Origin of the sequence: Phenylobacterium sp., assembly GCF_036501465.1 — a bacterium.
Lineage (GTDB): Bacteria > Pseudomonadota > Alphaproteobacteria > Caulobacterales > Caulobacteraceae > Phenylobacterium.
The window spans coordinates 113047-134840 of sequence record NZ_DASYAF010000138.1; the positions used below are offsets into that span (position 1 = coordinate 113047).

Here is a 21794-nt window from a genome sequence, read left to right on the forward strand (position 1 = left end):
TGGCTCCGGGGCCGTAAGCCTCCGCCCCATGATCCGCACCCGCCGAGCCCGCATTGTCGCCACCCTGGGCCCCGCCAGCCGCAGCCGGGTAGCGGAGCTGGCGCTGGCCGGCGCCGACGTCTTCCGGGTCAATTTCAGCCACGGCGCCTATGCCGACCACGCCCAGACCATCGCCGCGGTTCGCGACGCCGAGGCCGCCATCGGCCGGCCGCTGGCCGTGCTGGCCGACCTGCAGGGACCGAAGCTGCGGCTGGGCGAGTTCGCCGACGGGGCCATCCTGCTGCAGCGCGGCCAGTCGCTGCGCCTGGATCTGAGTTCGAAACCCGGCGACGCCAGCCGTATCGGCGTGCCGCACCCGGAGGTGTTCGCCGCCCTGCGCGAGGGCGCGACGGTCCTGCTCGACGACGGCAAGGTGCGCCTGCGGGTGCGCGACCACGGCCCGGACTTCGCCGACACCGAGGTGGAGGCGGGCCAGGCGCTGTCCGACCACAAGGGCCTGAACCTGCCGGCGCTGTCGATCCCGATCCCGGCGCTCACCGACAAGGACAGGGCCGACCTCAGGTTCGCCCTGAAGGAGGGCGTCGACTGGGTGGCGCTGTCGTTCGTGCAGCGCGCCTCCGACATGGCCGAGCTGCGCAGCCTGGTGAAGGGCCGCGCCAATGTGCTGGCCAAGATCGAGAAGCCTTCGGCCCTGGAGGCGCTGGATGAGATCCTCGACCTCTGCCAGGCGGTGATGGTGGCCCGCGGCGACCTGGGCGTGGAGCTGGCGCCGGAAGAGGTGCCGGTGGTCCAGAAGCAATTGGTGCGCGCCGCGCGCCTGCGCGGCCTGCCGGTGATCGTGGCGACCCAGATGCTGGAGTCCATGACCCATTCGCCGACGCCCACCCGCGCCGAGGCCTCCGACGTGGCCGGGGCGGTCTACGAGGGAGCCGATGCGGTGATGCTGTCGGCCGAGAGCGCGGTGGGCGCCTATCCGCTGGAGGCGGTGTCGATCATGGACCGCATCATCGCGCGCGTGGAGCACGACCCGCGCTGGCCCGAGCTGATGCGTGCGGAATATCCGGTGGAGGACGCCGACGCCGACGCCCTGGTGGCCGCCGCGCGCAAGGCGGCCGACGCGGCCTCCACGGCCTGCCTTGCGGCCTTCACCACCACCGGCCAGACGGCGCTGCGGCTGGCGCGCGAACGGCCGCTGCAACCGACGCTCGCGCTGACGCCCAGTCTCGACACCGCCCGGCGGATGGCCCTGATCTGGGGCGTCGAGCCCCGGGTGGTGGCCGAGCCCCAGGACCCGGAGGAGCTGACCAAGGTCGCCCTGGACCAGGCGGTGGCGAGCGGCCTGGCCGCACCCGGCCAGCGGGTGCTGATCCTGGCCGGCCTGCCCATGGGCCGTCCGGGCAGCGCCAACATCCTGCGCATCGCCCATGCACCCACCCGCTGAGCGCGCGCCCTAGTCCTCGCCGTGCAGGCGGATGGGCGTGCGGGCGCGCCCGCGGGTGGTCACCGCCACGCGGCCGTCGACCCGCTGGAAGGCCAGGCCCACGCGCTCGTGGCCGACGCGCAGGCCGTCCACGTGCAGCTGGTCGATGCCGATCGGCAGGCGCGGATCGACGATGCTGATCTCGCCGCGCGCGCCATCCACCGTGACGCCCAGGCAGGCCTGCAGGGCCATGAAGGCGGCGCCGGCCGCCCAGGCCTGCGGCATGCAGGCCACCGGATAGCCCACCGGCGGCTCGCCCGGCATGCGCGGGAAGCCGCAGAACAGCTCCGGCAGGCGCAGCTCGGAACTGGCCGCGCATTCGAACAGCGCCGCAGTCAGGCGCACCACGCCGTCGCGCTCGCCGTAGCGCGACATGCCGAGCGCGCAGATCGCCGTGTCGTGCGGCCACACCGAGCCGTTGTGGTAGGACATCGGATTGAACCGGGGCATGCCGGTCGCCAGGGTGCGCACGCCCCAGCCCGAGAAGAACTCGCCGGAGAGCAGGCGCTTGGCCACCTGGCGTCCCCGCTCCGGCGCGGGCAGGCCCACCATCAGAAGGTGGCCCGGGTTGGACGTGCGGACGCGGCAGAGCTGGCCGTCGCCATCCATGGCCACGCCGTAGAACTGCTGGTCCTCCATCCAGAAGATGCGCTCGACGTCGGCGCGGATGCTCTCGGCGCGGGCGCGGTACCTTGAGGCCACATCCTGGTCGCCGCGCAGCTCCGCCAGCCGCGCCATGGCGTTGTAAGCGGCGAACGCGTAGCCCTGCACCTCCACCAAGGCGATCGGCCCGCGCGGGAAGTGGCCATCGGCATGGAAGATGGAGTCCTGGCTGTCCTTCCAGCCCTGGTTGGCGAGGCCCGAATCCGCGCCGCGCATGTAGTCGATCAGCCCGTCGCCGTTGGAGTCGCCGTAGAGTTCGATCCAGCCGATCGCCCGCTCCAGGGCCGGCCAAAGCTGCTCGATCAGCCGCAGGTCGCCGGTCCGCTCGGCATAGGCGCCGGCCAGGGCGACGAACAGCGGGGTGGTGTCGACGCCGCCGTAGTAGCGGCCGAACGGCACCTCGCCCAGCGCCGCCATCTCGCCGCGGCGCGTCTCGTGCATGATCTTGCCGGGCTGGCTGTCGCGGAAGGCCGAGACCTCCTCGGCCTGGTGTGCGGCCAGGTAGGTGAGCACGCCGCGCGCCAGCGACGGCTCGAACCACAGGATCTGCCAGGCGGTGATGATCGCGTCGCGGCCGAAGGCGGTGGAGAACCAGGGGATGCCCGCATAGGGGTAGGGCCCGGTCTCCATCAGGGTGGTGAGCAGCGCCAGGTCCGCCGCCGACTTGTCCAGCCACTCGTTGAACAGCCGACCCGAACTCTTCAGCCGCGCGCCGTGGCGGCGGCGCGCGCGCATGGCGCACAGGGCGACGGCGGCGGCGCTGCGGAACCGTTCGCGGGTCGGCGCCGGTCCCGGCCGGGCCGCCACCTCGACATAGAGTTCCAGCCGCTTCTCCGGCCCCAGCGGGTACATGAACTCCGCGCGCCTGTCGGTCAGCCGCCCGGGCGGGTCGGAAAAGCTGATGAAGCTGATCCGGTCCACCCGGTCGAGGCCGTGGTAGTCGAAGCGGACCGCGCGGCCGTCGGTCTGGGGCGGACCCATGGTCCCTCGGACGGGCCGCTTGAGCCCGCGCACCTCGAACATGTCGCGGAAGTCGGCGGCGAATTCGATCACCAGCGGGGTCAGCACGTCGTCGCGGCTGTAGTTGACCAGGGTGATCCGCTCGAACAGCCGCTCGTCCCACAGGAACCGCTTGCGCTCGATGTGGATCACGCCGGGCGGGGCGATCGGGCCGCCTGGCCGGGGCAGGGTCTGGTTGGCGCTGTTGGAGGTGAAGAAGACATTGTCCCGGCCGATGGCGGCCGACAGCAGGGACGGGGTCTCGGTCCCCAGCCGCAGGTTGAACTGCGACAGGATGCGGGTGTCGTCGTGGAACAGGCCGTCGCCGAGGCCCAGGATGTCGCCGAAGGCGTCGGCGACGATGAAGGTGTCGCGGTCCTTCAGCGAGAACAGCCGCGAGGGCGTGCGCGGCTCGCTGGTCGCGCCTAGCTCAACGGGCGCGACCGGCGCCGAGGAGAGGTCGTCCATACTTGGGCCTTACTCGGCGGCGAATTCCACGTTCGCGGCCGCGTCGCTGTTCGCCAGGCGACCATAGAGGGCGAGATAGCGTTCTGCCATGGCCCTTGCCGAGAAACGCTGCTCGAAGCGTCGGCGGATGGCGGCGCGGTCCAGGTTCGGGACCTGGCCGACCGCGGCCACGGCCTCGGCCAGGTCGCGGACGATGAAGCCGGTCAGGCCGTGTTCCACCACCTCCGGCGCCGAGCCGCAGTCGTAGGCGATCACCGGCGTGCCGCAGGCCATGGCCTCGATCATCACCAGGCCGAAGGGCTCGGGCCAGTCGATGGGGAACAGCAGGGCCTCGGCGCCGCCGAGGAAGTCGGATTTGCGCGCGTCGCCGATCTCGCCCACGAACTCGATCTGGTCCAGGTCCAGCAGCGGCTCGATCTTTTCCTCGAAATAGGTCTCGTCCACGGGGTCGACCTTGGCGGCGATCTTCAGCCGCATGCCGGCCGCCTTGGCGATGGCGATGGCGCGGTCCGGCCGCTTCTCCGGCGAGATGCGGCCCAGGAACGCCAGATAGCCGCGCGACTGCGGGTGGAATTCATAGATCTCGGCGCTCATGCCATGCGGCACCGTGGCCGCCCAGTTGGCGAAGGCCAGCGGCGCGCGCTGGCTGTCGCTGATCGAGACCAGCGGGAACTGCGGCCAGCGCCGGTAGACCGCCGGCAGGTCCTTAAGGTCCAGCCGCCCGTGCAGGGTGGTGAGTGTGCGCTCGGCCATGTGCTCGAAGAACGGGAAATGGATGATGTCGGTGTGGAAGTGGATGATGTCGAACTGGTCGGCGCGCCGGCGCACCTCGGCGATCATCGACATATGGGCGGCGAGGTCCGACTTGAGCGGCGCAGGGTCCAGCCGGATCGCCTGGTCGCGCACCGGCACCAGCCGCCCGCGGGTCTGGGCGTCGGCGCTGGCGAACAGGGTCACCTGATGGCCGAGGTCGGCCAGGGCGTTGGTAAGGTGCGCCACCACCCGCTCGGTGCCGCCGTAGAGGCGCGGCGGAACGGCCTCGTACAGCGGTGTGACCTGGGCGATCCGGAGTGGCGAGAAAGACATGGACGAGTGGGTTCCTCAACAAGTGTCGGGGCCGCCCACAGCGGCTGCCCCGAACCGCCTACAGACCTACTGCGCGAACCCCCCGATGGTTCCCAAGATAGCGTCAATATTTCCGTGATTTGCGTCATATGAGGGACGCCGGCGCGCGACTGCGCTATCAGCGGCCCGATGCGCTTGCCTGAACCCGAAACCTTCCCTGACGGCGCCAGCCTGGCTGCTGCCGCCGCAGACGCCGTGATCGAGCGGCTGGCCGCGGGGCTGGCGGCCCGCGGACGGGCCAGCCTGGTGGCCACCGGCGGCCGCTCGCCCGGGCCGGTCTACGACCGCCTGGCCCGCGCCGACCTCGACTGGGCGCATGTGGCCGTGACGCTTTCGGACGAACGGCAGGTGGATGCCGACTCGCCCAATTCCAACGCCCGCCAGCTGCGCGAGCGGCTGTTGGTGGGCCGCGCGGCCGCCGCCCAGTTCCTACCGCTCACCGACTATGCCGAGCCGGCGCTTCTTAAGCTCATGCCCTTCGACGCGGTGATGCTGGGCATGGGCGAGGACGGCCATGTGGCCTCGCTGATCCCCGGCAGCCCGGTGATGGCCCAGGCCGCGGGTCCGGCGCTTGTCGCCGAGTCGCCGCAGGGCTTCGGCAGCCCGCCGGTTCCCCGGATCAGCCTGACGTTCGCCGCGTTGTTGCAGAGCCGCGCCATCTTCCTCTTGATCGCCGGCGAGGCTAAGCGGCAGGTGATCGACCGCGCCGTGGGTCCGGCCGGCGCCGACCTGCCGGTCGCCACGATCCTTAACCAGGGTGAGGTTCCGGTCAGGATATTCTGGGCGCCGAACTTCGAAGGATAGCCACATGCATCCGGTCACGGCGGACGTCACCGAACGGATCATCGAACGCAGCAAGGACAGCCGCGCCGACTACCTCGATCGGATGGAGGCCGCACGGTCGGCCGGAACCGGCCGGGCCAAGCTCTCCTGCGCCAACTGGGCCCATGCCTTCGCCGCCGAGAGCGACGCGGCCAAGCGCACCATGCGCGACCCCACCGCGCCGAACCTGGCCATCGTCAGCGCCTACAACGACATGCTGTCGGCGCACCAGCCGCTGGAGCGCTTCCCGGCCATCATCAAGGCCGCGGCGCGCGAGGCGGGCGGGACCGCCCAGTACGCCGGCGGCGTGCCGGCCATGTGCGATGGCGTGACCCAGGGCCGGCCGGGCATGGAGCTGTCGCTGTTCAGCCGCGACACCATCGCCATGGCCGCCGCCGTGGCCCTGACCCACGACGCCTTCGACGCGGCCCTGATGCTGGGCGTCTGCGACAAGATCGTGCCGGGCCTGGTGATCGGCTCCCTGGCCTTCGGCCACCTGCCGGTGATCTTCGTGCCCGGCGGGCCGATGACCTCCGGCGTCTCCAACCACGAGAAGGCCCGGGTGCGGGCCCTCTACGCCCAGGGCAAGGCGACGCGCGAGGAGCTGCTGGATTCGGAGATGGCCTCCTACCACGGCCCCGGCACCTGCACCTTCTACGGCACCGCCAACTCCAACCAGATGATGATGGAGATGATGGGCCTGCACCTGCCGGGCGCGGCCTTCGTCCATCCGAACACCCCGTTGCGCGATGCGCTCACCGCCGCCGTGGCCCGGCGCGCCATCGAGATCCGCGACGGGACCAACGCCTATGCGCCCATGGCCCAGGTGGTGGACGCCAGAAGCCTGGTGAACGCCCTGGCCGGCCTCCTGGCCACCGGCGGGTCGACCAATCACACCCTGCACCTGATCGCCATGGCCCGCGCGGCGGGCCTGCGGCTCACCTGGGAGGATTTCGACGACCTTTCCCGCATCACGCCCCTGATCGCGCGGGTCTATCCGAACGGCGCCGAGGACGTGAACGCCTTCCAGGCGGCGGGCGGCATGGCCTTCGTGGTCCGCCAGCTGATCGACGCCGGCCTGGCGCACGAGGACGTGCTGACGGTGGCCGGCCAGGGCCTGCGCCGCTACCAGACCGAGCCGTTCCTGGACGACGGCAAGCTGGTCTGGCGCGAGGGGCCGGCCGCCTCGCTGAACGCCGACATCCTGCGGCCGGTGGACGATCCCTTCCAGGCTGAAGGCGGCATCCGCCTCATCACCGGCCCGCTCGGCCGTGCGGTGATGAAGACCTCGGCGGTGAAACCCGAGCACCTGGTGATCGAGGCGCCGGCCCGCGTGTTCCACGACCAGGAGGAATTGCAGGCCGCCTTCCATCGCGGCGAGCTGGAGCGCGACTTCGTGGCTGTCGTCCGCTTCCAGGGGCCACGCGCCAACGGCATGCCCGAACTGCACAACCTGACCCCGCCGCTGGGCGTCCTGCTGGACAAGGGCTTCAAGGTCGCCCTGGTCACCGATGGGCGGATGTCGGGCGCCTCCGGCAAGGTCCCGGCGGCGATCCACGTGACGCCCGAGGCGGCCGACGGCGGGCCGATCGGCCGCGTGCGCGACGGCGACATCCTGCGGCTGGACGCGACCAAAGGGACGTTGGAGATCAAGGTGGAACCGAACGTGCTGATGGGCCGGCCTGCGCCCCAGGCTCCGGCCGCCGGCCAGGGCTATGGCCGCGAGCTGTTCGGCCTGATGCGCCGGGCCGCCGGCCCCGCCGACGCCGGCGCCTGCGCCCTGTTTGCGGCCGACAGGGTCGAGGCCGCCTGATGAAGCCGCAATACACCGGCCTGGTGGGCGACATCGGCGGCACCAACGCGCGCCTGGCGCTGATCGACGGCGAAGGCCGGGTGCGCAACCTGCACATCTACCCCGCCGCCAACTACGCCTCGCTGGGTGACGTCATCGCCGACTATCTGGAACGCACCCTCGGGCGCAAACGCGTGCCGCGCGCGGTGATCGCCGTGGCCGGCCCGGTGCTGGACGGGGAGATGGAGTTCACCAACCTCGACTGGCAGGTCTCCGAAGGCGACATCCTGGCGCAGTTCGAGTTCGAGGCGGTGCGGCTGATCAACGACTTCGCCGCCCAGGCGCTGGCCTGCCCGCTGCTCAACGGCGAGGCGCTGCGGCCGCTGGGGCCGGCCCTGCGCAGCGCGCCCAACGAGCCCATGCTGGTGCTGGGCGCCGGCACCGGCTTCGGGGTTGCGGGCCTGGCGCGCAGTGAGCGCGGCGACGTGGAGGTCTCCACCGAGGGGGGCCACGCGGCGTTCGCGCCCTCCGACGACGTGGAGGTCGAGATCTGGAGCAAGTTCCGCGAACGCTATGGCCGGGTGTCGGTCGAACGCATCCTGTCCGGCCGCGGGCTCTTTGAGCTCTATGGGATCCTGGCCGGCTTGCGCCAGCAGGCGCCCAGCCTGCAGAACGAGAAGGAAGTCCACGAGGCCGCCGCCAAGGGCGACGCCCTGGCCGCAGACACCCTGGACCGGTTCTGCGCCATCCTGGGCTCGGTGTCCGGCGACCTGGCGCTGAGCTTCGGGGCGCGCGGCGGGGTCTTCGTCTCCGGCGGCATCGCGCCGCGCATGGCCGACCGGCTGGCGGCCGGCGGCTTCCGCGCCCGGTTCGAGGACAAGGGCCGGCTCAGCCCCTACGTTTCCCAGATCCCGACCTCGCTGGTCACCCACCCCTATCCGGCGCTGATCGGGGCGGCGCGCGAACTCGGCATGATGGAGCGGCTCTGAAGGATGACGCGGTCAATCGACGAGATCCTGGCCCTGGCGCCGGTCATTCCGGTGCTGATCATCGAGAGCCCGGCCGACGCCCTGCCGCTGGGCCGCGCCCTGGTGGCCGGCGGCCTGCCGGTGCTGGAGGTCACGCTTCGCACGCCGGACGCCATGGATTGCCTGGAGCGTATGGCCGGCGAGATCGAGGGCGCGGTGGTGGGCGCGGGCACGGTGCTGAACCCCGCCATGCGCCGGGCCGCGGCCGCGGCGGGCGCGCAGTTCTGCGTCAGCCCGGGCCTGATCGAGGGCGAGGCCGCCGGCGGGCCCGCGCCGCTGCTGCCCGGGATCGCCACGGCCACCGAGCTGATGGCCGGGCTCGCCGCCGGCTTCAAGGTCTTCAAGCTGTTCCCGGCAAATATCGTCGGTGGGGTGGGCGCCCTGAAGGCGTTCTCCAGCCCGTTCCAGCAGGCGCGCTTCTGCCCCACCGGCGGCGTGAACGCGAAGAATGCGGCCGACTACCTGGCCCTGCCCAACGTCGTTTGCGTGGGGGGCAGCTGGGTCGCGCCGATCGACGCCGTGCGGGCCGGGGACTGGGGACGGATCACCGCGCTCGCCGCCGAAGCCGCAGGCCTCGCCCGATGAGCGAGCCGTCCCCGGACCCGATCTCGGAGCCGACCCACGAACAGCTCCGCTGGGAGGTCGAGGCCAGCGCCCAGCCCGACGAGGCGGGCCTGGCGACGGTCAGCGTGCTGGCCAGCAATCCGATGACGCCCAGGCTCGCCTTCGACATGCAGGTCGACTGGCACGCCGGCGCCGAAGCGGCCGACGTGGAAGGCCGGGCGCTGATCATCCTCAGCCTGCTCTTCAAGGCCCTGGCCACCGAATGCGAGCGGGTCGCCGGCGCGCGGTTCGAGCGGGGCTAGCGGGCGCCTCAGCGCCCTACGAAGTTCCCGACCCGCCGCTCGGCCACCGAGCGGACGCCTTCCTTGTAGTCCTCGGTGTCGCGCAGCCAGCCCTGCTCCTTGGCCTCGATGTCGGTCTGGGCGCGCACGGCGGCGGCGAGGTCGCAGCGCATGGTCTTGCGGGTGGAGACGATGGCCAGGGGCGCGTTCTCGGCGATCTCCTGGGCCAGGCGCAGGGCCGCGCCCCGCAACGCCTCCAGCGGCACGACTTCGTCCACCAGGCCCCAGGGCAAGCCCTCCTCGGCCTTCACGCGACGGCCGGTCAGGCACATCAGCTCGGCCTTGGTCGGCCCGACCAGGCGCGGCAGGGTATGGGTCAGGCCGAAGCCCGGATGGAAGCCCAGCTTGACGAAGTTGGCGGCGAACTTGGCGTCCGGCGAGGCGATCCGGAAATCGGCCATCACCGCCAGGCCAAGGCCCGCGCCCACCGCCGCGCCCTGCACCGCCGCCACGATGGGCTTCTGGGCCGAGAACAGCCGCACGGCCTCGTCGTAGAGCGGGTTCACCGCACCCAGGCCGCCCTCGGTCTCGCGGCGCACCAGGTCGGCGCCGGCGCAGAAGTTCTTGCCCTGCGCCTGCAGCACCGAGCAGCGCAGCTCGACGTCGGCGTCGATCGCCTCGAAGGCGTTGGCCAGGTCGCGCATGAACTCCACGCTGACGTGGTTGTGCGGCGGCCGGTCCATGGTGATGACCGCCACATGCCCCTCGGCCGCGACCGAGATGTGTTCTCCGAACTTGCCCTGCATCACGTCCCCTCGATCACTTTCTTGTCCCCAGAAGGTTCCTGGCCACCACCCACTTATGGATTTCCGTGGGGCCGTCATAGATGCGCATGGTCCGCAGCTTGGCCTGCATCTGCGCCAGCGGCAGCTCCTTGGTCATGCCCATGGCGCCGAAGGCCTGCATGGCCCGGTCGACCGTCTCATAGGCCATCTCGGTGGCGAACCACTTGATCATGCTGATCTCGTTCCTGACGTCGCGGCCCTGATCGAGTTTCCAGGCGCAGTCGTAGGCCATCAGCCGGGTGGCGTGGATCTTGGTCGCCGCCTCCGCCACCCAGAACTGGATCGCCTGGCGCTCGGAAAGCGGAACCCCGAAGGTCTTCCGTTGCGGAGCGTATTCGATGACCATCTCCAGCGCCCGTTGCGCCATGCCCACCGACCAGGCGGCCATCTGGATGCGCCGGGTGCCGAGCCGGGTCTGCATGGGCGCGAAGCCCGCGCCCTCGGTCCCCAAGAGCTTCCAGCCCTCGACCCGGCAGTCCTCCAGCGCCACCTCATAGGTGTAGGCCCCGCCGATCATCGGGATGCGCCGCAGCACGTTGAAGCCGGGCGTGCCCTTGTCCACCAGGAACGCCGAGATGCCGCCGCGGGCGCGTTTTTCCTGGTCGGTCACCGCCATCAGGATCGTGAAGTCGGCGTCGGCCGCCCGCGAAATCCAGATCTTCCGGCCGTTGATCACCCAGTCGTCGCCGTCCCTGACCGCGCGGGTGGTCATGCCCGCCGGGTCGGAGCCAGCGCCGGGCTCGGAGATGCCGATCGCCGAGACGGTCTCGCCCGCCACATAGGGCGCGAGGTAGGCGGCGCGCTGGCGCTCATCCACCGTCTGCATCAGCATGCGCAGGTTCGGGCTGTCCGGCGGCAGGGTGTAGGGCGTGACGCAACGGCCCAGCTCCTCCTCCACCCCGACCATGGCCACCATCGGCAGGTCCGAGCCGCCGACGTCCTCCGGCGCGTCCAGGCCGAACAGCCCAAGCTCGTGGGCGACCTTGTCCAGGCGGGCATGTTCGGTCTCGCCGATCCCCAGCCCCTTGCCGTCGGCCTCGCGGGCCAGCACGCCGGCCTCCAGCGGCATCAGCTCGTCGCGGACGAAATTGGCCACCAGGTCCTTGAGCATCCGGTGCTCTTCGGCGAGTTCGAATTCCATCGGCCGCTCCCCTCGCGTATGCGATCTTGTAGACTGGGTTGATCATAACTACCGGAAGCGGCCTGGAAACGCGGAGTCTTGGGGGAGCGTGCAGTGACGAAGACGAAGAAGCTGGCGGAGAAGGCGACGGGGCCGCTGGCGGGCGTGCGGATCCTCGACCTGACCAGCGTGGTCAACGGGGCCTATGCGACCCAGATCCTCGCCGACCAGGGCGCCGACGTGATCAAGATCGAGGATCCGGGCGGCCGGCGGGGCGGCGGCGGCGACATCATGCGCTACCCCGGCCACGTGCCGCCCGGCGCGCCGCGCGACATGGGGCCGATCTTCCTGGGCATCAACCGCAACAAGCGCTCGGTGGTGCTGGACCTGAAGGATCCCAAGGCCCAGGCGGCCATGAAGCGGCTGATCGAGAGCTGCGACGTGTTCGCCGCCTCGGTCCGCTACGAGGGGCTGAAGCGGCTGGGCCTCGCCTACGAGGACGTCAAGGCGATCAAGCCGGACATCGTCTACGTCCACGCCGCCGGCTATGGCTCCGACGGGCCCTATGCCGGCGAGCCTGCCTACGACGACCTGATCCAGTCGGCCTCCGGCCTGGCCGACGTGCTGCCGCGCACCGACGGCAACGAGACGCCGCGCATCCTGCCGACCCTGGTGGCCGACAAGGTCTCGGGCCTGTTCATGGCCCAGGCGGTGACCGCCGGCCTGCTGCACAAGGCGCGCACCGGCCAAGGCCAGTTCATCGAGGTGCCGATGCTGGAGTGCGTCACCAGCTTCCTGCTGGTCGAGCACCTCTACGACCACGCCTTCGAGCCGGCGCTCGGCCAGTGGGGCTATCCGCGGGTGGTCAATCCGCACCGCAAGCCGTTCCGCACCGCGGACGGCTACATCGGCCTTCTTCCCTACACCGACAAGCAGTGGGACCAGTTCTTCGAGGTCGCCGGCTGGGGCGACACGCTGGCCAAGGACCCGCGCTTCTCCGACTACGCGGCGCGGGCCAAGCACACCCATGAACTCTACGCCCTGGTGGAGACGGTGACCGGGACCAAGACCACCCAGGAATGGCTCAACCTCTTGAAGCCGATGTCCATCCCGGTGGTGCGCACCAATCGCCTCGACGACCTGGAGGCCGACCCGCACCTGCAGGCCGTGGGCTTCTTCGAGCACTACGATCATCCCGACTGCGGGACCTACAAGCAGGTCAAGCCGCCGGTGAAGTTCACGGGCTCGCCTGCGAACGTGCGGCGCCATCCGCCACGCCTGGGCGAGCACACCGCAGAGGTGCTGGCCGAGATCGGCCTGGGGGAAGAGGCCTAGACGCCGCCATGCGCCTGCTGATGCTGGGCTCGACGGGGTCGGGGAAGTCGACCTTCGCCCGGGCCCTGGCCCGGCGGATCGGCGCGCCCTACGTCGAACTCGATGCGCTCAACTGGGACCCGAACTGGACCAACCTCAGCCGGGCCGATCCGGACCAGTTGCGCGCGCGGGTGCGCCAGGCCATCGCGCCGGACGCCTGGACCTGCGACGGCAACTATTCGGTGGTGCGGCCGCTGATCCTGGAGCGGGCGACCCATCTGGTCTGGCTGGACTATCCGCGCGCCGTGATCATGGCGCGCGTCATCCGCCGCTCCTTCGCCCGGGCGATCATGCACACGGAGCTCTGGCCCGGCACCGGCAACTACGAGGAGTTCCACCGCTGGTTCGGCAAGGAGCACCCGATCCGCTGGGCCTGGGACACCTATCATCATCGGCGCGCCGCCCTTGGCGCCCTGTTCGACGATCCCTCGACGGCCGGGCTGGTCAAGCAACGCCTGCGCCATCCGCGCGAGGCCGCGCCCCTGATGGACAGGCTGGCCGCCGAAGCCCTTTCCATCTGAGAGCGCGGGTTTATTCTCTAGGCAGCGCCGACCGCGAAGAGTCGGGTCCCGGATAGTCGGGTGGAGGATTTGATCATGCGTATTGAACATTTGGCGGCCGTTTCCGTAGCCGCGCTTTCCCTGGGGACCTTGGCCCTGGCGACCACCGCCACGGCGGCCGGCGCCTACAAGCCGCCGCTCGCCGCCGACGGCCACCCGGACCTGCAGGGCAACTGGACGACGGCGACCATCACGCCGCTCACCCGCAACCCGAAGCTTGGCGACCGCAACGTGCTGACCAAGCAGGAAGCCGACAACCTGGAACAGGCGACGCAGGCGCAGATCGCCCGGGCTGATGCGCCGACCCCGGCCAACGCCACGGTGAAGGACCTGAAGAACGCCGACTGCGGGCCGGACGGGATCTCCGGCTTCAACTGCGGCTACAACCAGGGCTGGAAGGATCCGGGCACCAAGCTGATCGACATCAACGGCGAGAAGCGCGCCTCGATCCTGACCTCGCCGGCCAACGGCCAGTTCCCGCCCCGCGCGCCCGGTGCGCCGGACCCGCGGGCGATGCGCGCGCGCATGGCCAGCCGCACGGACAATCCTGAGACCTTCGGCCTGGGCGAACGCTGCCTGCTGTCATTCGGCTCGTCCGCCGGGCCGCCGATGCTGCCGCTGATGTACAACAACACCTACCAGATCGTGCAGACCAAGGACGAGATCGCCATCGACGTGGAGATGGTCCACGACGTGCGCCACATCCATATGAACGCCCAGCACGGCCCCTCCAACGTCAAGCTTTGGATGGGCGACAGCGTCGGTCACTGGGAAGGCGACACCCTGGTGGTGGAGACCACCAACATGCGCCCCGAACAGGGCCTGCGCGGCGGCTCGCCGAACCAGAAGGTGGTCGAGCGCTTCCGCCGGATCGGCCCGACCTCGCTCTCCTACCAGTTCACCGTCGAGGACCCGGCCTATACCGCGCCCTACAGCGGCGAGGTGCAGATGCGCGCCACCAAGGGGCAGGTCTACGAATACGCCTGCCACGAGGGCAACTATGCGCTCACCGGCATGCTGGCCGGCGCGCGCAGCGAGGAGAAGCAGGCCGCCGCCGCCAAGGCCAAGAGCGGCGGCGAGTAGCCCAGGCCCAACAACCGCATTCCCCGCGAAAGCGGGGATCCAGGCTTTTTTTGTTTCTCTCAGCTGGTCCTCGGGCGAGGGCGGCGGACACTATGAAAACACCTGGGTCCCCGCTTTCGCGGGGAATGCGGGTTGAGGGTGCTCGCCGTGCGCCTCGGCGATGCGGGCCTGGAACCAGGCCACGCCGCGCTCGTGTTTCGGCGACAGCACCCCGCCGCGATAGACGCCGGCGCCGAGATTGCGCTGCACCTCCTCGCAGACCTGCTTGTCCTGGGCCGTCACCCGGTCGGAGGCGGTAAACATCTGCGCCAGCTCGGCGCCGCGGGCGGGATCGAAGAAGTAGAAGTAGTCCAGCCGGGTCTCCTGCGGGCCCACCGCGGTCATCCGCTCGATCATATAGCCATGGCGATAGGTGTTGATCGCCAGGTTGGGCCACAGCCAGGCCCAGGTCCCGGCGTAGACCGAGGCGTCGCGCGCCGGCGCCGACTGGAAGATCACCTGGCCCGCGATCTCCACCAGGTAGTCGGCGACCACCACGTCGGCGTCGAACTCCGGATGCACCATCGGCAGGTGGTAGCCCTCCAGATAGTTCTCCACATAGGTCTTCCAGTTGCAGGCCAGCCGATGGCTGCGCCGGTCGGTCAACGGGAAGTCCGGGAACGGCGGGACGCTCTCCAGCGGGCCGACCAGCGCCGAAAGCGGCGGGGCGTCGAGGTCGAGGTTGACGAACACCAGGCCGCGCCAGGTCTCCACCCGGGTCGGGAACAGGCCGAAGTCCCGCGGGTCGAACCCCGGGGCGGCGCCGAAATCCGTGGCGCTGCGCAGCCGCCCGTCCAGGCTGTAGCGCCAGCCGTGATAGCGGCAGACGAACGCCTCGCCGCAATGACCCTGGCCGTCGGCCACCAGCGCCCCGGCCCGATGGCGGCAGACGTTGTGGAAACCGGCCAGTTCGCCCCGCGCGTTGCGCACCACCACCACCGGCGCGCCGCCCACCTCCTCCGCCAGGTAGTCGCCGGGATTGGGCGTCATGGCCTCATGGCCGACGAACTGCCAGGACCGGCGCAGGACGCGCATCCGATCGGCCTGGAAGGCGTCCTCGCCGTTGTAGAGATCGACCCGCAGCATCGCGTCTCCTGGGACTTTCGCGCGTGACCGCAGACTAGCGGCGGCGCAGCCACAGATACAGCAGGCCGGCCGCGACGACGACGCCCGCGCAGACCGCGAGCTCGACCGGCTTGGCCGCGGCGATGAGGACCACGCTGGCTGAGATCGCCACCAGGGCGGTCAGCCGCGCGGGCCAGCGGCGGGCCGGCGCGAGCCGGCCCGACAGCCGGATCAGGGATCCCCCGGCCAGTGCATAGCTGTAGAGGCTGGTCAGCACGCTGATGTCCGCGAGCAGGCTGAACTGCTGGCCAAGGCTGGGCGAGGCGGTGCCCAGGGCGACGACGGTCATCAATCCGCCGGTGGCCATGAGGTTGACCGCCGAAGCCCGCTCGCCCGGACGGGTGCGGAAGATGGCGGGGAACACCCCGGCGTCGGCGCCGCTGCGGCTGGTTTCGCCGGTGACCAGGACCCAGCCGGTGAGGCAGCCCTGGGCGCGCAACAGGCCGCAGACCGCGATCACCCCGGCCACGCCCAGCCCCAGCACGGTCCGCCCGGCCTCGGCGAACGGGGCGCTGGATCTGGCGAGGGCCTCAGCCGGCAGGATGCCCATCAGGACGGTGCAGGCGCTGATGTAGAGCGCGGCGACCGCGGCGACGCCGATCAGGCTGGCGCGGGGTACGTTGCGGGCCGGATCGCGCACCACGCCCGCGGCGGCGGCCGCGCACTCGACGCCCAGGAAGGCGTAGAAGGCGGTAAGCGCCGAAGGGCCGACCGCCGCGGGCAGGCTGAGTCCCTTGGGGTTCCAGGACGCCAGGAACAGGCTCGGATGGAAGGCCAGCCAGCCCGCTGTGGCGGCGATCGCCACCGGGGCCAGGCCAAGAGCCAGGGTCGCGCCTTCGACCCGCGCCACGGTCCGGGGTCCGACCCAGGCGGCCGCGATGCTCAGCCAGATCGAAGCCAGGGTCAGCATCAGCCGCGGGCCGGGTCCGGCCAGGGCTGGAACGAGATATCCCACCGCCCCGGCCACGGCGATGGCGAGCGGCACCATCCCCGTCCAGCAGCCAAACCAATAGGCGAGCGAGGTCTGTACACCGAAGACCGGGCCCAGGCCCGCCTCCACATAGTCCGGCAAGCCCTTGGCCTGCGGGGCCACGCCGGCCAGCCAGGCGAACACCCCGGCGACGGTCAGGGCCGCGGCGGTGGCGGCGATCCAGCCCAGGATGGAGATCGAGCCGATCGCGCCCAGGCTGACCGGCAACAGGAAGATGCCCGAGCCCACCATGCTGCCGGCGACCAGGCCGATCGCCCCGAACAGGCCCACCGATCCGTGGTGCGACGAAACGGCGGGTGGCGGCGAGAGTTCGCCGGCGTTGGATACGGCCATGGAGCCCCCCGGCTCTGACGCCTGGCTCCGGCGTCGCCCGACCTTGGCCCGGATCGCGGACGGCGCCTAGGTCGGCGCGAACACCGGTACGGGCGGCCCGCCGTCCGTCTCCTGGAAGCGCACCTTCACCCGCTGGCCGATGGAGAGCGCGTCCGGCCCCACGCCCAGGAAGTTGGTCAGCACCGACGGGCCCTCGTCGAGCGTCACATAGCCGATGGCGTAGGGGCCGGTCTGCGAGCGGCGCATCACCGAGAAGGTGTAGATCACGCCCTCGCCGGGGCTGTCTTCCCACACCGTCTCGCCGGACGCGCAGTAGGGGCAGATGGCGCGCGGATACCAGTGGGCCTTGCCGCAGGCGACGCAGCGCTTGATCAGGAAGCGGCCCTGCTTGGCGGCGTCCCAGAAGGGCTGGGTCTCGAGGTTGACCACCGGCGCCGGGATCGGCCGGGTCATCGGGGCATTGGGATCGCGCTCTTCCGACATGCTCAAGCCTCCCGTTCCAGGATCACCGTCGCCGAGCCGTGGCGGGTGCCGAGCGAGCCGCCCGTGCCCTGGGCGATCGCCAGGTCGCAGTTCGCCACCTGCACCTTGGGATGCGCCTCGCCGCGCAGCTGGCGCACCGCCTCGATCACCTTGGTGATGCCGCCGCGGTTGGTGGGATGGTTGTTGCAAAGCCCGCCGCCGTCGGTGTTGAACGGCAGCCTGCCGACACCAGAGATGAGGTTGCCGTCGGCCACGAACTTGCCGCCGTGGCCCTTCTCGCAGAAGCCCAGGTCCTCGATCTGCATCAGCACGGTGATGGTGAAGCTGTCGTAGATCGAGGCGTACTTGATGTCGGCCGGCCTCACGCCCGCCTCCTCGAACGCCCGCGGTCCCGACCACACGGCGCCGGAATAGGTGAGGTCGAGGTCCAGGCCGCCGCGCGGGCCCTTGGGCGCCTCACCCGCGCCCAGCACCCGCACCTTCGGCCGCTTCAGGCTCTTCGCAACCTCAGGGCTGGTGACGATCAGGGCGCCGCCGCCATCGGTGACCACGCAGCAGTCCAGGAGGTGCAGCGGGTCGGCGATCATCCTGGAGTTCACCACCTCCTCGACGGTGACCACGTCCTTCAGGAAGGCGTGCTCGTTCCACTGGGCGTGGTGGCTGGCGGCGACCTTGATCCAGGCGAGCTGCTCGGACGTCGTGCCGTACTCATACATGTGGCGCATGGCGCACATGCCGTAGGTGTTGTGGGTCGAGCCGCCGTAGATGTTCTCGAAGCCGGCCTCCGGCGCGGGCTCGCCGAACCCGCCGCGACCGCCGCCGCCGCGCGCCTGCCTGGGCCGCCCGGCCAGGGTGATCAGGGCGACGGAGCACTTGCCCGCCGCGATCGCCTCGGCCGCATGGCCCACATGGACGATGTAGGACGAGCCGCCGGTCTCGGTGGAATCCAGGTGGCGGACGTTCGTCAGGCCCATGTAGTCGATCATGGAGAGGCCGCCGAACCCCGGCGCGTCCCCGGCGCAGAAGTAGCCGTCCACGTCGTCCTTGGAGAGCCCCGCGTCGGCCAGGGCGCCGGCGGCGCATTCGGCGTGCAGCTGCGGCGTCGTCTTGTCCGGCGCGTCGCGCAGCGGATGCTCGAACGCGCCCATGATGTAGGCCTTGCCCCGGATGCTCATGTCACGCGGGCTCCTTCTTCACCCGCGCATCGCGCAGCGCCGTGCGACGCACCTTGCCGGCGTCGTCGCGCAGCGGCTCGTCCACGAACTCATAGGAGCGCGGCTGCTTGTAGCTCACCAGCCGGTCGGCCAGGTGGGCCTTGAGGTCCTCGGGCGTCACCTTTCCCTTGGCTTGGACGATGGCGTGGACCGCGTTGCCGAAGTCGTCGTCCGGCAGGCCGATCACCGCCACCGACTGCACCTGCGGATGCTCCTCCAGCGCCGCCTCGATCTCGGCCGGATAGACGTTGGAGCCGCCCACCAGGATCATGTCGGTGCGCCGGTCGGCCAGGTACAGGTAGCCGTCCTCGTCGAACCAGCCGATGTCGCCCAGGCTCTCCCAGCCGCCCTCCAGCACCTTGGCGGTGGCGCCCAGGTACTTGTAGGTCGGCGGCGCGCCTTCCGGACGGCGCATGTAGATCTCGCCCACCTCGCCAGCGCCCAGGTCTGCGCCGTCGTCGCCCACGGCCTTCATCTCGCCGATGGTCACCCGGCCCACCGAGCCGCGGTGCTCCAGCCACTCCGCGCCGGTGATGATGGTCACGGCCTGGGCCTCGGTGCCGGCATAGAGCTCCAGCACCTTGTCGGGCCCGATCCAGCGGATGAAGGCCTCCTTCAGGAAGGCCGGGCAGGGCGCCGCCAGGTGCCAGAGCGCCTCCAGCGAGGAGACGTCATAGCGCTCGCGCACCGCGTCCGGCAGATGCCAGATGCGGTTCATCATGGTGGGCACGACATAGACCCAGGTGGCCTTGCGCGCCTCGATCTCGGCCAGGGTCGCCTCGGGATCGAACCTGGGCATCACCACCAGGTGGCAGCCCTGGGATACCGCCGCCATCATCATGCCGAAGCCGGCGTTGTGGTAGAGCGGCGCCGGCAGGACGGCGATGGAATTGGGCGTCAGCCGCCAGCCGCCGACCTCCGGCGTCTCCTTCGGCGTCACCCCCGGCTGGCCGGAGAGGATCAGCTTCGGCCGCCCGGTCGAGCCGCCGCTGGTGGGCGCCTTGGAGACCGGCGCTGTGGCGTCCGGCAGGTCGCCGTCGTCATCTGCCTTGGCCGCGATGTCTGCCACGGTGACCAGCGGCCGGTCGATCTCGTGCTTGAACTCGGCGATTACGATCGGCGTCTTCGCCAGTTCCATGATCGCCTCCAGCTCCGCCTTGGGCAGGCGGAAGGAGACCGGCTGCGGCGTCGCGCCCAGCTTCCAGATGGCGTAGCAGGCCTCCACGAAACCCACGCTGTTGGGCAGGCCGATGGTGACCATGTCGCCAGGCTTGACGCCCAGCGCCGTTAGGCCCCGGGCCAGCCGGTTGGTCCGCCGGTGCAGCTCGGCGTAGGTGAGCGTGGTCGCCCCGCAGCTCACCGCCGGCGCGTTCGGCTGGAAGGTCGCATGCTGCTTCAGCTTGGCGCCCAGCGAGATCATCTCGGTCGTCTCGTAGGTCCCGAAGGCGGTCTGCTGGGTGGTGGTCTGTTCGGCCATGGTCCGTCCCAATGTGCGGCGGGTCGCGCCCGCCGGTCTGAAATCCTGGGGTCCGCCGCAATGATCGGCGGGGCCGTCACTCTCCCCATCCGGCCCATCGCCCGCAAGGCCTTGGTTTCGGCAAGCGGGCTTCCTAGCTGGAGGCCAAGAGGGCGACACGGCGGGAGAAGCTTCGATGATGGACGGTAATGTGGCGGCCTATTTCGCCGAGCGGCAGGCGGGAACCCTGCCCGGCGAGCTGGGAATCCAGTGGGAAGAGGTCGCCAATGGCCGCGCGTCCGGCTGGTTCGCGGTCGAGCCGCGGCACATGGCGCCGAACGGGTTCCTGCACGCCGCCTCGGTGATCGCCCTGGTCGACAGCGCCTGCGGCTACGCCTGCGTCGCCAGCCTGCCGGAGGGCGCGAGCGGCTTCACCACCATCGAGCTCAAGACCAACTACCTGGGCACCGCCAAGGCGGGTGAGGTCGTGGAATGCCGCGCGCGGCTGGCCCACGGCGGACGCATGACCCAGGTCTGGGACGCCGAGGCGATCAACCGCACGACCGGCAAGACCATGGCGCTGTTCCGCTGCACCCAGATGGTGCTTTGGCCGAAATAGCCGCGCCGAAGAGATACTTGGCTTCCGCGCGGGATCGGCCGGCCCGATCCTGGGGCTCTTGCATGGCCCGGGTCGGATGAGTAGGTTCCGCGCCTCGCTCAGCGGACCTCTTCGACGGGTCCGATACCGGCTTCTGGAGAGGTGGCTGAGTGGTCGAAAGCACCGCACTCGAAATGCGGCGTACCTGGAAGGGTACCGTGGGTTCGAATCCCACCCTCTCCGCCAAACCATAAGCAGGATCGCCGCCGCTGGGCCTGCTAAGCTCGCGGCTGGGTTTGCAGAGGGGCGGGCGCATGGGCAAGGAGCGGTTGACGGCGTTCACCGATGGGGTGGTGGCGATCATCATCACCATCATGGTGCTGGAGCTGAAGGTGCCGCACGGGACGTCGCTCAGCGATCTCGCGCCCCTGCTGCCGGTGGTCCTGAGCTATGTGCTGAGCTTCGTCTATGTGGCGATCTACTGGAACAACCACCACCACATGCTGGCGCTCTGCGAGCGGGTGGATGGGCCCATCCTCTGGGCCAACATGCACCTGCTGTTCTGGCTGTCCCTGGTGCCGTTCGTCACGTCCTGGCTGAGCGAGAGCCACTTCAACGGGGTCCCGGTGGCGGCCTATGGCGGGGTGCTGATCATGGCGGGCCTGGCCTACACCATCCTGAGCCGGCTGCTGGTCCACCTGCATGGCCCCGACTCCGACATCGCCCGGGCCATGGGCCGCGATTTCAAGGGCTATGCCTCGCTGGTGGCCTATGCGCTGGCCATCGGCCTGGCGTTCGTCCGGCCGCAAGCCTCGCTGGCGCTCTACGTGGCCGTGGCGGCGATGTGGTTCATCCCCGATCGCCGCGTGGAGCGGACGATCCAGAGCGTTTGAGCAAGCGTCAGCATTGCAGGCGTCATTCGCATAGCGGCGAGATGACACATCAATATTCCTGCCCTATGGACCTACTTCTCGTCGCATGGGATGCCCATCTGATCTTACGGTCGCGCTTGAACGACTGCACGTGACTGTGGCACGGCTTCGGAAGAGCTCGACTATTCTCGCTTGCGGCCTGGCCGCGGCGGTGATCTCGCTTGGCCTGGCGGAAGCGGCGGTCCATGTGGGGTCCGGGCCGCAGGCGCAGAGCCGCCTGCTGGCCGGCCTGGCGGACTTCGCCAGGCGCGCGACGCCGCCGGCGACCGAGACCCGCACGGTCTGGATCGGCGCCGACCTCGACGGCGACGGCCAGCCGGACATCGCCAATCCCACCGGCCACGCCCCGCGCGGCGTCGACGCCTTCGGCGAGGGCTGCTTCCACGCCTCGCGCGACGGCGGCGCGCGCGAGCACGAGG

Annotated in this window: 20 protein-coding genes, 1 tRNA gene and 1 pseudogene; 13 read left to right on the forward strand and 9 right to left on the reverse strand. The window is 70.4% G+C overall.

The genetic code is table 11. The features are described from left to right. Window positions 1-28 precede the first annotated feature (28 nt). Entirely contained in the window at window positions 29-1441 is a 1413-nt protein-coding gene (gene pyk / locus VGL85_RS14735) for a pyruvate kinase (RefSeq protein WP_331589712.1), read from the forward strand. A gap of 9 nt (window positions 1442-1450) precedes the next feature. On the opposite strand, the gene VGL85_RS14740 is transcribed toward pyk, so the two are convergent. Together VGL85_RS14740 and VGL85_RS14745 are read right to left on the reverse strand one after the other, a co-directional pair. Beyond that, window positions 1451-3610, reverse strand: coding sequence for an amylo-alpha-1,6-glucosidase (locus tag VGL85_RS14740; RefSeq protein ID WP_331589713.1), 2160 nt, complete (start codon window positions 3608-3610; stop codon window positions 1451-1453). A gap of 9 nt (window positions 3611-3619) precedes the next feature. Further along, entirely contained in the window at window positions 3620-4696 is a 1077-nt protein-coding gene (locus VGL85_RS14745) for a glycosyltransferase family 4 protein (protein WP_331589714.1), read from the reverse strand. Between the two features lie 168 nt (window positions 4697-4864). Here VGL85_RS14745 and pgl point away from each other — a divergent pair, with 168 nt between their 5' ends. The 5 genes from pgl to VGL85_RS14770 are packed head-to-tail and all read left to right on the forward strand — an operon-like array spanning window position 4865 to window position 9243. Next, window positions 4865-5539 carry a 6-phosphogluconolactonase gene (pgl, locus tag VGL85_RS14750; RefSeq protein ID WP_331589715.1) on the forward strand — a complete coding sequence of 225 codons (675 nt, stop codon included), beginning with the start codon at window positions 4865-4867 and terminating at the stop codon, window positions 5537-5539. Window positions 5540-5543: 4 nt separating this feature from the next. Next, window positions 5544-7370: a phosphogluconate dehydratase gene (gene edd, locus VGL85_RS14755; protein WP_331589716.1), complete on the forward strand. Its 1827-nt coding sequence runs from the start codon at window positions 5544-5546 to the stop codon at window positions 7368-7370. Continuing rightward, complete coding sequence (glk, locus tag VGL85_RS14760) at window positions 7370-8338, forward strand: glucokinase (protein ID WP_331589717.1); 969 nt, start codon at window positions 7370-7372, stop codon at window positions 8336-8338. The genes edd and glk overlap by 1 nt, the downstream gene beginning before the upstream one ends. A 3-nt stretch (window positions 8339-8341) precedes the next feature. Continuing rightward, on the forward strand, window positions 8342-8962 hold the full coding sequence (gene eda, locus VGL85_RS14765; protein ID WP_331589718.1) for a bifunctional 4-hydroxy-2-oxoglutarate aldolase/2-dehydro-3-deoxy-phosphogluconate aldolase: 621 nt from the start codon (window positions 8342-8344) through the stop codon (window positions 8960-8962). Continuing rightward, window positions 8959-9243, forward strand: coding sequence for a hypothetical protein (locus VGL85_RS14770; RefSeq protein ID WP_331589719.1), 285 nt, complete (start codon window positions 8959-8961; stop codon window positions 9241-9243). The genes eda and VGL85_RS14770 overlap by 4 nt, the downstream gene beginning before the upstream one ends. An 8-nt stretch (window positions 9244-9251) precedes the next feature. Here the strand turns inward: VGL85_RS14770 and VGL85_RS14775 are convergent, their stop codons facing one another. Then, entirely contained in the window at window positions 9252-10028 is a 777-nt protein-coding gene (locus VGL85_RS14775) for an enoyl-CoA hydratase/isomerase family protein (protein WP_331589720.1), read from the reverse strand. Window positions 10029-10041: 13 nt separating this feature from the next. Further along, a complete protein-coding gene (locus VGL85_RS14780; RefSeq protein ID WP_331589721.1) occupies window positions 10042-11208 on the reverse strand; it encodes an acyl-CoA dehydrogenase family protein in 1167 nt (388 codons plus the stop codon). Between the two features lie 93 nt (window positions 11209-11301). Between VGL85_RS14780 and VGL85_RS14785 the strand changes: the two genes are divergently transcribed. The 3 genes from VGL85_RS14785 to VGL85_RS14795 all read left to right on the forward strand — a co-directional run bounded on the left by VGL85_RS14785 (window position 11302) and on the right by VGL85_RS14795 (window position 14204). Further along, window positions 11302-12522 carry a CoA transferase gene (locus tag VGL85_RS14785; RefSeq protein WP_331589722.1) on the forward strand — a complete coding sequence of 407 codons (1221 nt, stop codon included), beginning with the start codon at window positions 11302-11304 and terminating at the stop codon, window positions 12520-12522. An 8-nt stretch (window positions 12523-12530) separates the two neighbouring features. Then, window positions 12531-13082, forward strand: a complete 552-nt coding sequence (locus tag VGL85_RS14790) for an AAA family ATPase (RefSeq protein ID WP_331589723.1) — start codon at window positions 12531-12533, stop codon at window positions 13080-13082. A 75-nt stretch (window positions 13083-13157) separates the two neighbouring features. After that, complete coding sequence (locus VGL85_RS14795) at window positions 13158-14204, forward strand: hypothetical protein (protein WP_331589724.1); 1047 nt, start codon at window positions 13158-13160, stop codon at window positions 14202-14204. Between the two features lie 90 nt (window positions 14205-14294). Here VGL85_RS14795 and VGL85_RS14800 read toward each other — a convergent pair whose 3' ends face one another. From VGL85_RS14800 to VGL85_RS14820, 5 genes are all read right to left on the reverse strand, one after another. Next, window positions 14295-15329 (reverse strand): aromatic ring-hydroxylating oxygenase subunit alpha, encoded by a 1035-nt coding sequence (locus tag VGL85_RS14800; protein ID WP_331589725.1) that lies wholly within the window; start codon window positions 15327-15329, stop codon window positions 14295-14297. A gap of 34 nt (window positions 15330-15363) precedes the next feature. After that, the gene (locus VGL85_RS14805) at window positions 15364-16692 is read right to left on the reverse strand and encodes an amino acid permease (RefSeq protein ID WP_331589726.1); all 1329 of its coding nucleotides are present in this window, start codon (window positions 16690-16692) and stop codon (window positions 15364-15366) included. Window positions 16693-16758: 66 nt separating this feature from the next. Next, window positions 16759-17175: a Zn-ribbon domain-containing OB-fold protein gene (locus tag VGL85_RS14810; protein WP_331589727.1), complete on the reverse strand. Its 417-nt coding sequence runs from the start codon at window positions 17173-17175 to the stop codon at window positions 16759-16761. A gap of 2 nt (window positions 17176-17177) precedes the next feature. After that, the gene (locus tag VGL85_RS14815; protein ID WP_331589728.1) at window positions 17178-18350 is read right to left on the reverse strand and encodes a thiolase domain-containing protein; all 1173 of its coding nucleotides are present in this window, start codon (window positions 18348-18350) and stop codon (window positions 17178-17180) included. 1 nt (window position 18351) lies between these two features. After that, a complete protein-coding gene (locus tag VGL85_RS14820; protein WP_331589729.1) occupies window positions 18352-19866 on the reverse strand; it encodes an AMP-binding protein in 1515 nt (504 codons plus the stop codon). 175 nt (window positions 19867-20041) lie between these two features. Between VGL85_RS14820 and VGL85_RS14825 the strand changes: the two genes are divergently transcribed. The 4 genes and pseudogenes from VGL85_RS14825 to VGL85_RS14840 all read left to right on the forward strand — a co-directional run. Next, on the forward strand, window positions 20042-20464 hold the full coding sequence (locus tag VGL85_RS14825; protein WP_331589730.1) for a PaaI family thioesterase: 423 nt from the start codon (window positions 20042-20044) through the stop codon (window positions 20462-20464). Window positions 20465-20599: 135 nt separating this feature from the next. Beyond that, window positions 20600-20689, forward strand: a tRNA-Ser gene (locus VGL85_RS14830). 68 nt (window positions 20690-20757) lie between these two features. Continuing rightward, window positions 20758-21336: a TMEM175 family protein gene (locus VGL85_RS14835; protein WP_331589731.1), complete on the forward strand. Its 579-nt coding sequence runs from the start codon at window positions 20758-20760 to the stop codon at window positions 21334-21336. 130 nt (window positions 21337-21466) lie between these two features. Continuing rightward, window positions 21467-21794: pseudogene (locus tag VGL85_RS14840) on the forward strand (M23 family peptidase); the annotation flags it as partial.

Coding starts and splice junctions, on each gene's coding strand:
- VGL85_RS14770 (WP_331589719.1), top strand. CDS start 8,959: ATGAGCGAGCCGTCCCCGGACCCGATCTCGGAGCCGACCCACGAACAG.
- VGL85_RS14805 (WP_331589726.1), bottom strand. CDS start 16,692: ATGGCCGTATCCAACGCCGGCGAACTCTCGCCGCCACCCGCCGTTTCG.
- glk (WP_331589717.1), top strand. CDS start 7,370: ATGAAGCCGCAATACACCGGCCTGGTGGGCGACATCGGCGGCACCAAC.
- VGL85_RS14825 (WP_331589730.1), top strand. CDS start 20,042: ATGATGGACGGTAATGTGGCGGCCTATTTCGCCGAGCGGCAGGCGGGA.
- VGL85_RS14800 (WP_331589725.1), bottom strand. CDS start 15,329: ATGCTGCGGGTCGATCTCTACAACGGCGAGGACGCCTTCCAGGCCGAT.
- pyk (WP_331589712.1), top strand. CDS start 29: ATGATCCGCACCCGCCGAGCCCGCATTGTCGCCACCCTGGGCCCCGCC.
- VGL85_RS14740 (WP_331589713.1), bottom strand. CDS start 3,610: ATGGACGACCTCTCCTCGGCGCCGGTCGCGCCCGTTGAGCTAGGCGCG.
- VGL85_RS14835 (WP_331589731.1), top strand. CDS start 20,758: ATGGGCAAGGAGCGGTTGACGGCGTTCACCGATGGGGTGGTGGCGATC.
- eda (WP_331589718.1), top strand. CDS start 8,342: ATGACGCGGTCAATCGACGAGATCCTGGCCCTGGCGCCGGTCATTCCG.
- VGL85_RS14745 (WP_331589714.1), bottom strand. CDS start 4,696: ATGTCTTTCTCGCCACTCCGGATCGCCCAGGTCACACCGCTGTACGAG.
- edd (WP_331589716.1), top strand. CDS start 5,544: ATGCATCCGGTCACGGCGGACGTCACCGAACGGATCATCGAACGCAGC.
- VGL85_RS14775 (WP_331589720.1), bottom strand. CDS start 10,028: ATGCAGGGCAAGTTCGGAGAACACATCTCGGTCGCGGCCGAGGGGCAT.
- VGL85_RS14810 (WP_331589727.1), bottom strand. CDS start 17,175: ATGTCGGAAGAGCGCGATCCCAATGCCCCGATGACCCGGCCGATCCCG.
- VGL85_RS14790 (WP_331589723.1), top strand. CDS start 12,531: ATGCGCCTGCTGATGCTGGGCTCGACGGGGTCGGGGAAGTCGACCTTC.
- VGL85_RS14815 (WP_331589728.1), bottom strand. CDS start 18,350: ATGAGCATCCGGGGCAAGGCCTACATCATGGGCGCGTTCGAGCATCCG.
- VGL85_RS14780 (WP_331589721.1), bottom strand. CDS start 11,208: ATGGAATTCGAACTCGCCGAAGAGCACCGGATGCTCAAGGACCTGGTG.
- VGL85_RS14795 (WP_331589724.1), top strand. CDS start 13,158: ATGCGTATTGAACATTTGGCGGCCGTTTCCGTAGCCGCGCTTTCCCTG.
- pgl (WP_331589715.1), top strand. CDS start 4,865: ATGCGCTTGCCTGAACCCGAAACCTTCCCTGACGGCGCCAGCCTGGCT.
- VGL85_RS14820 (WP_331589729.1), bottom strand. CDS start 19,866: ATGGCCGAACAGACCACCACCCAGCAGACCGCCTTCGGGACCTACGAG.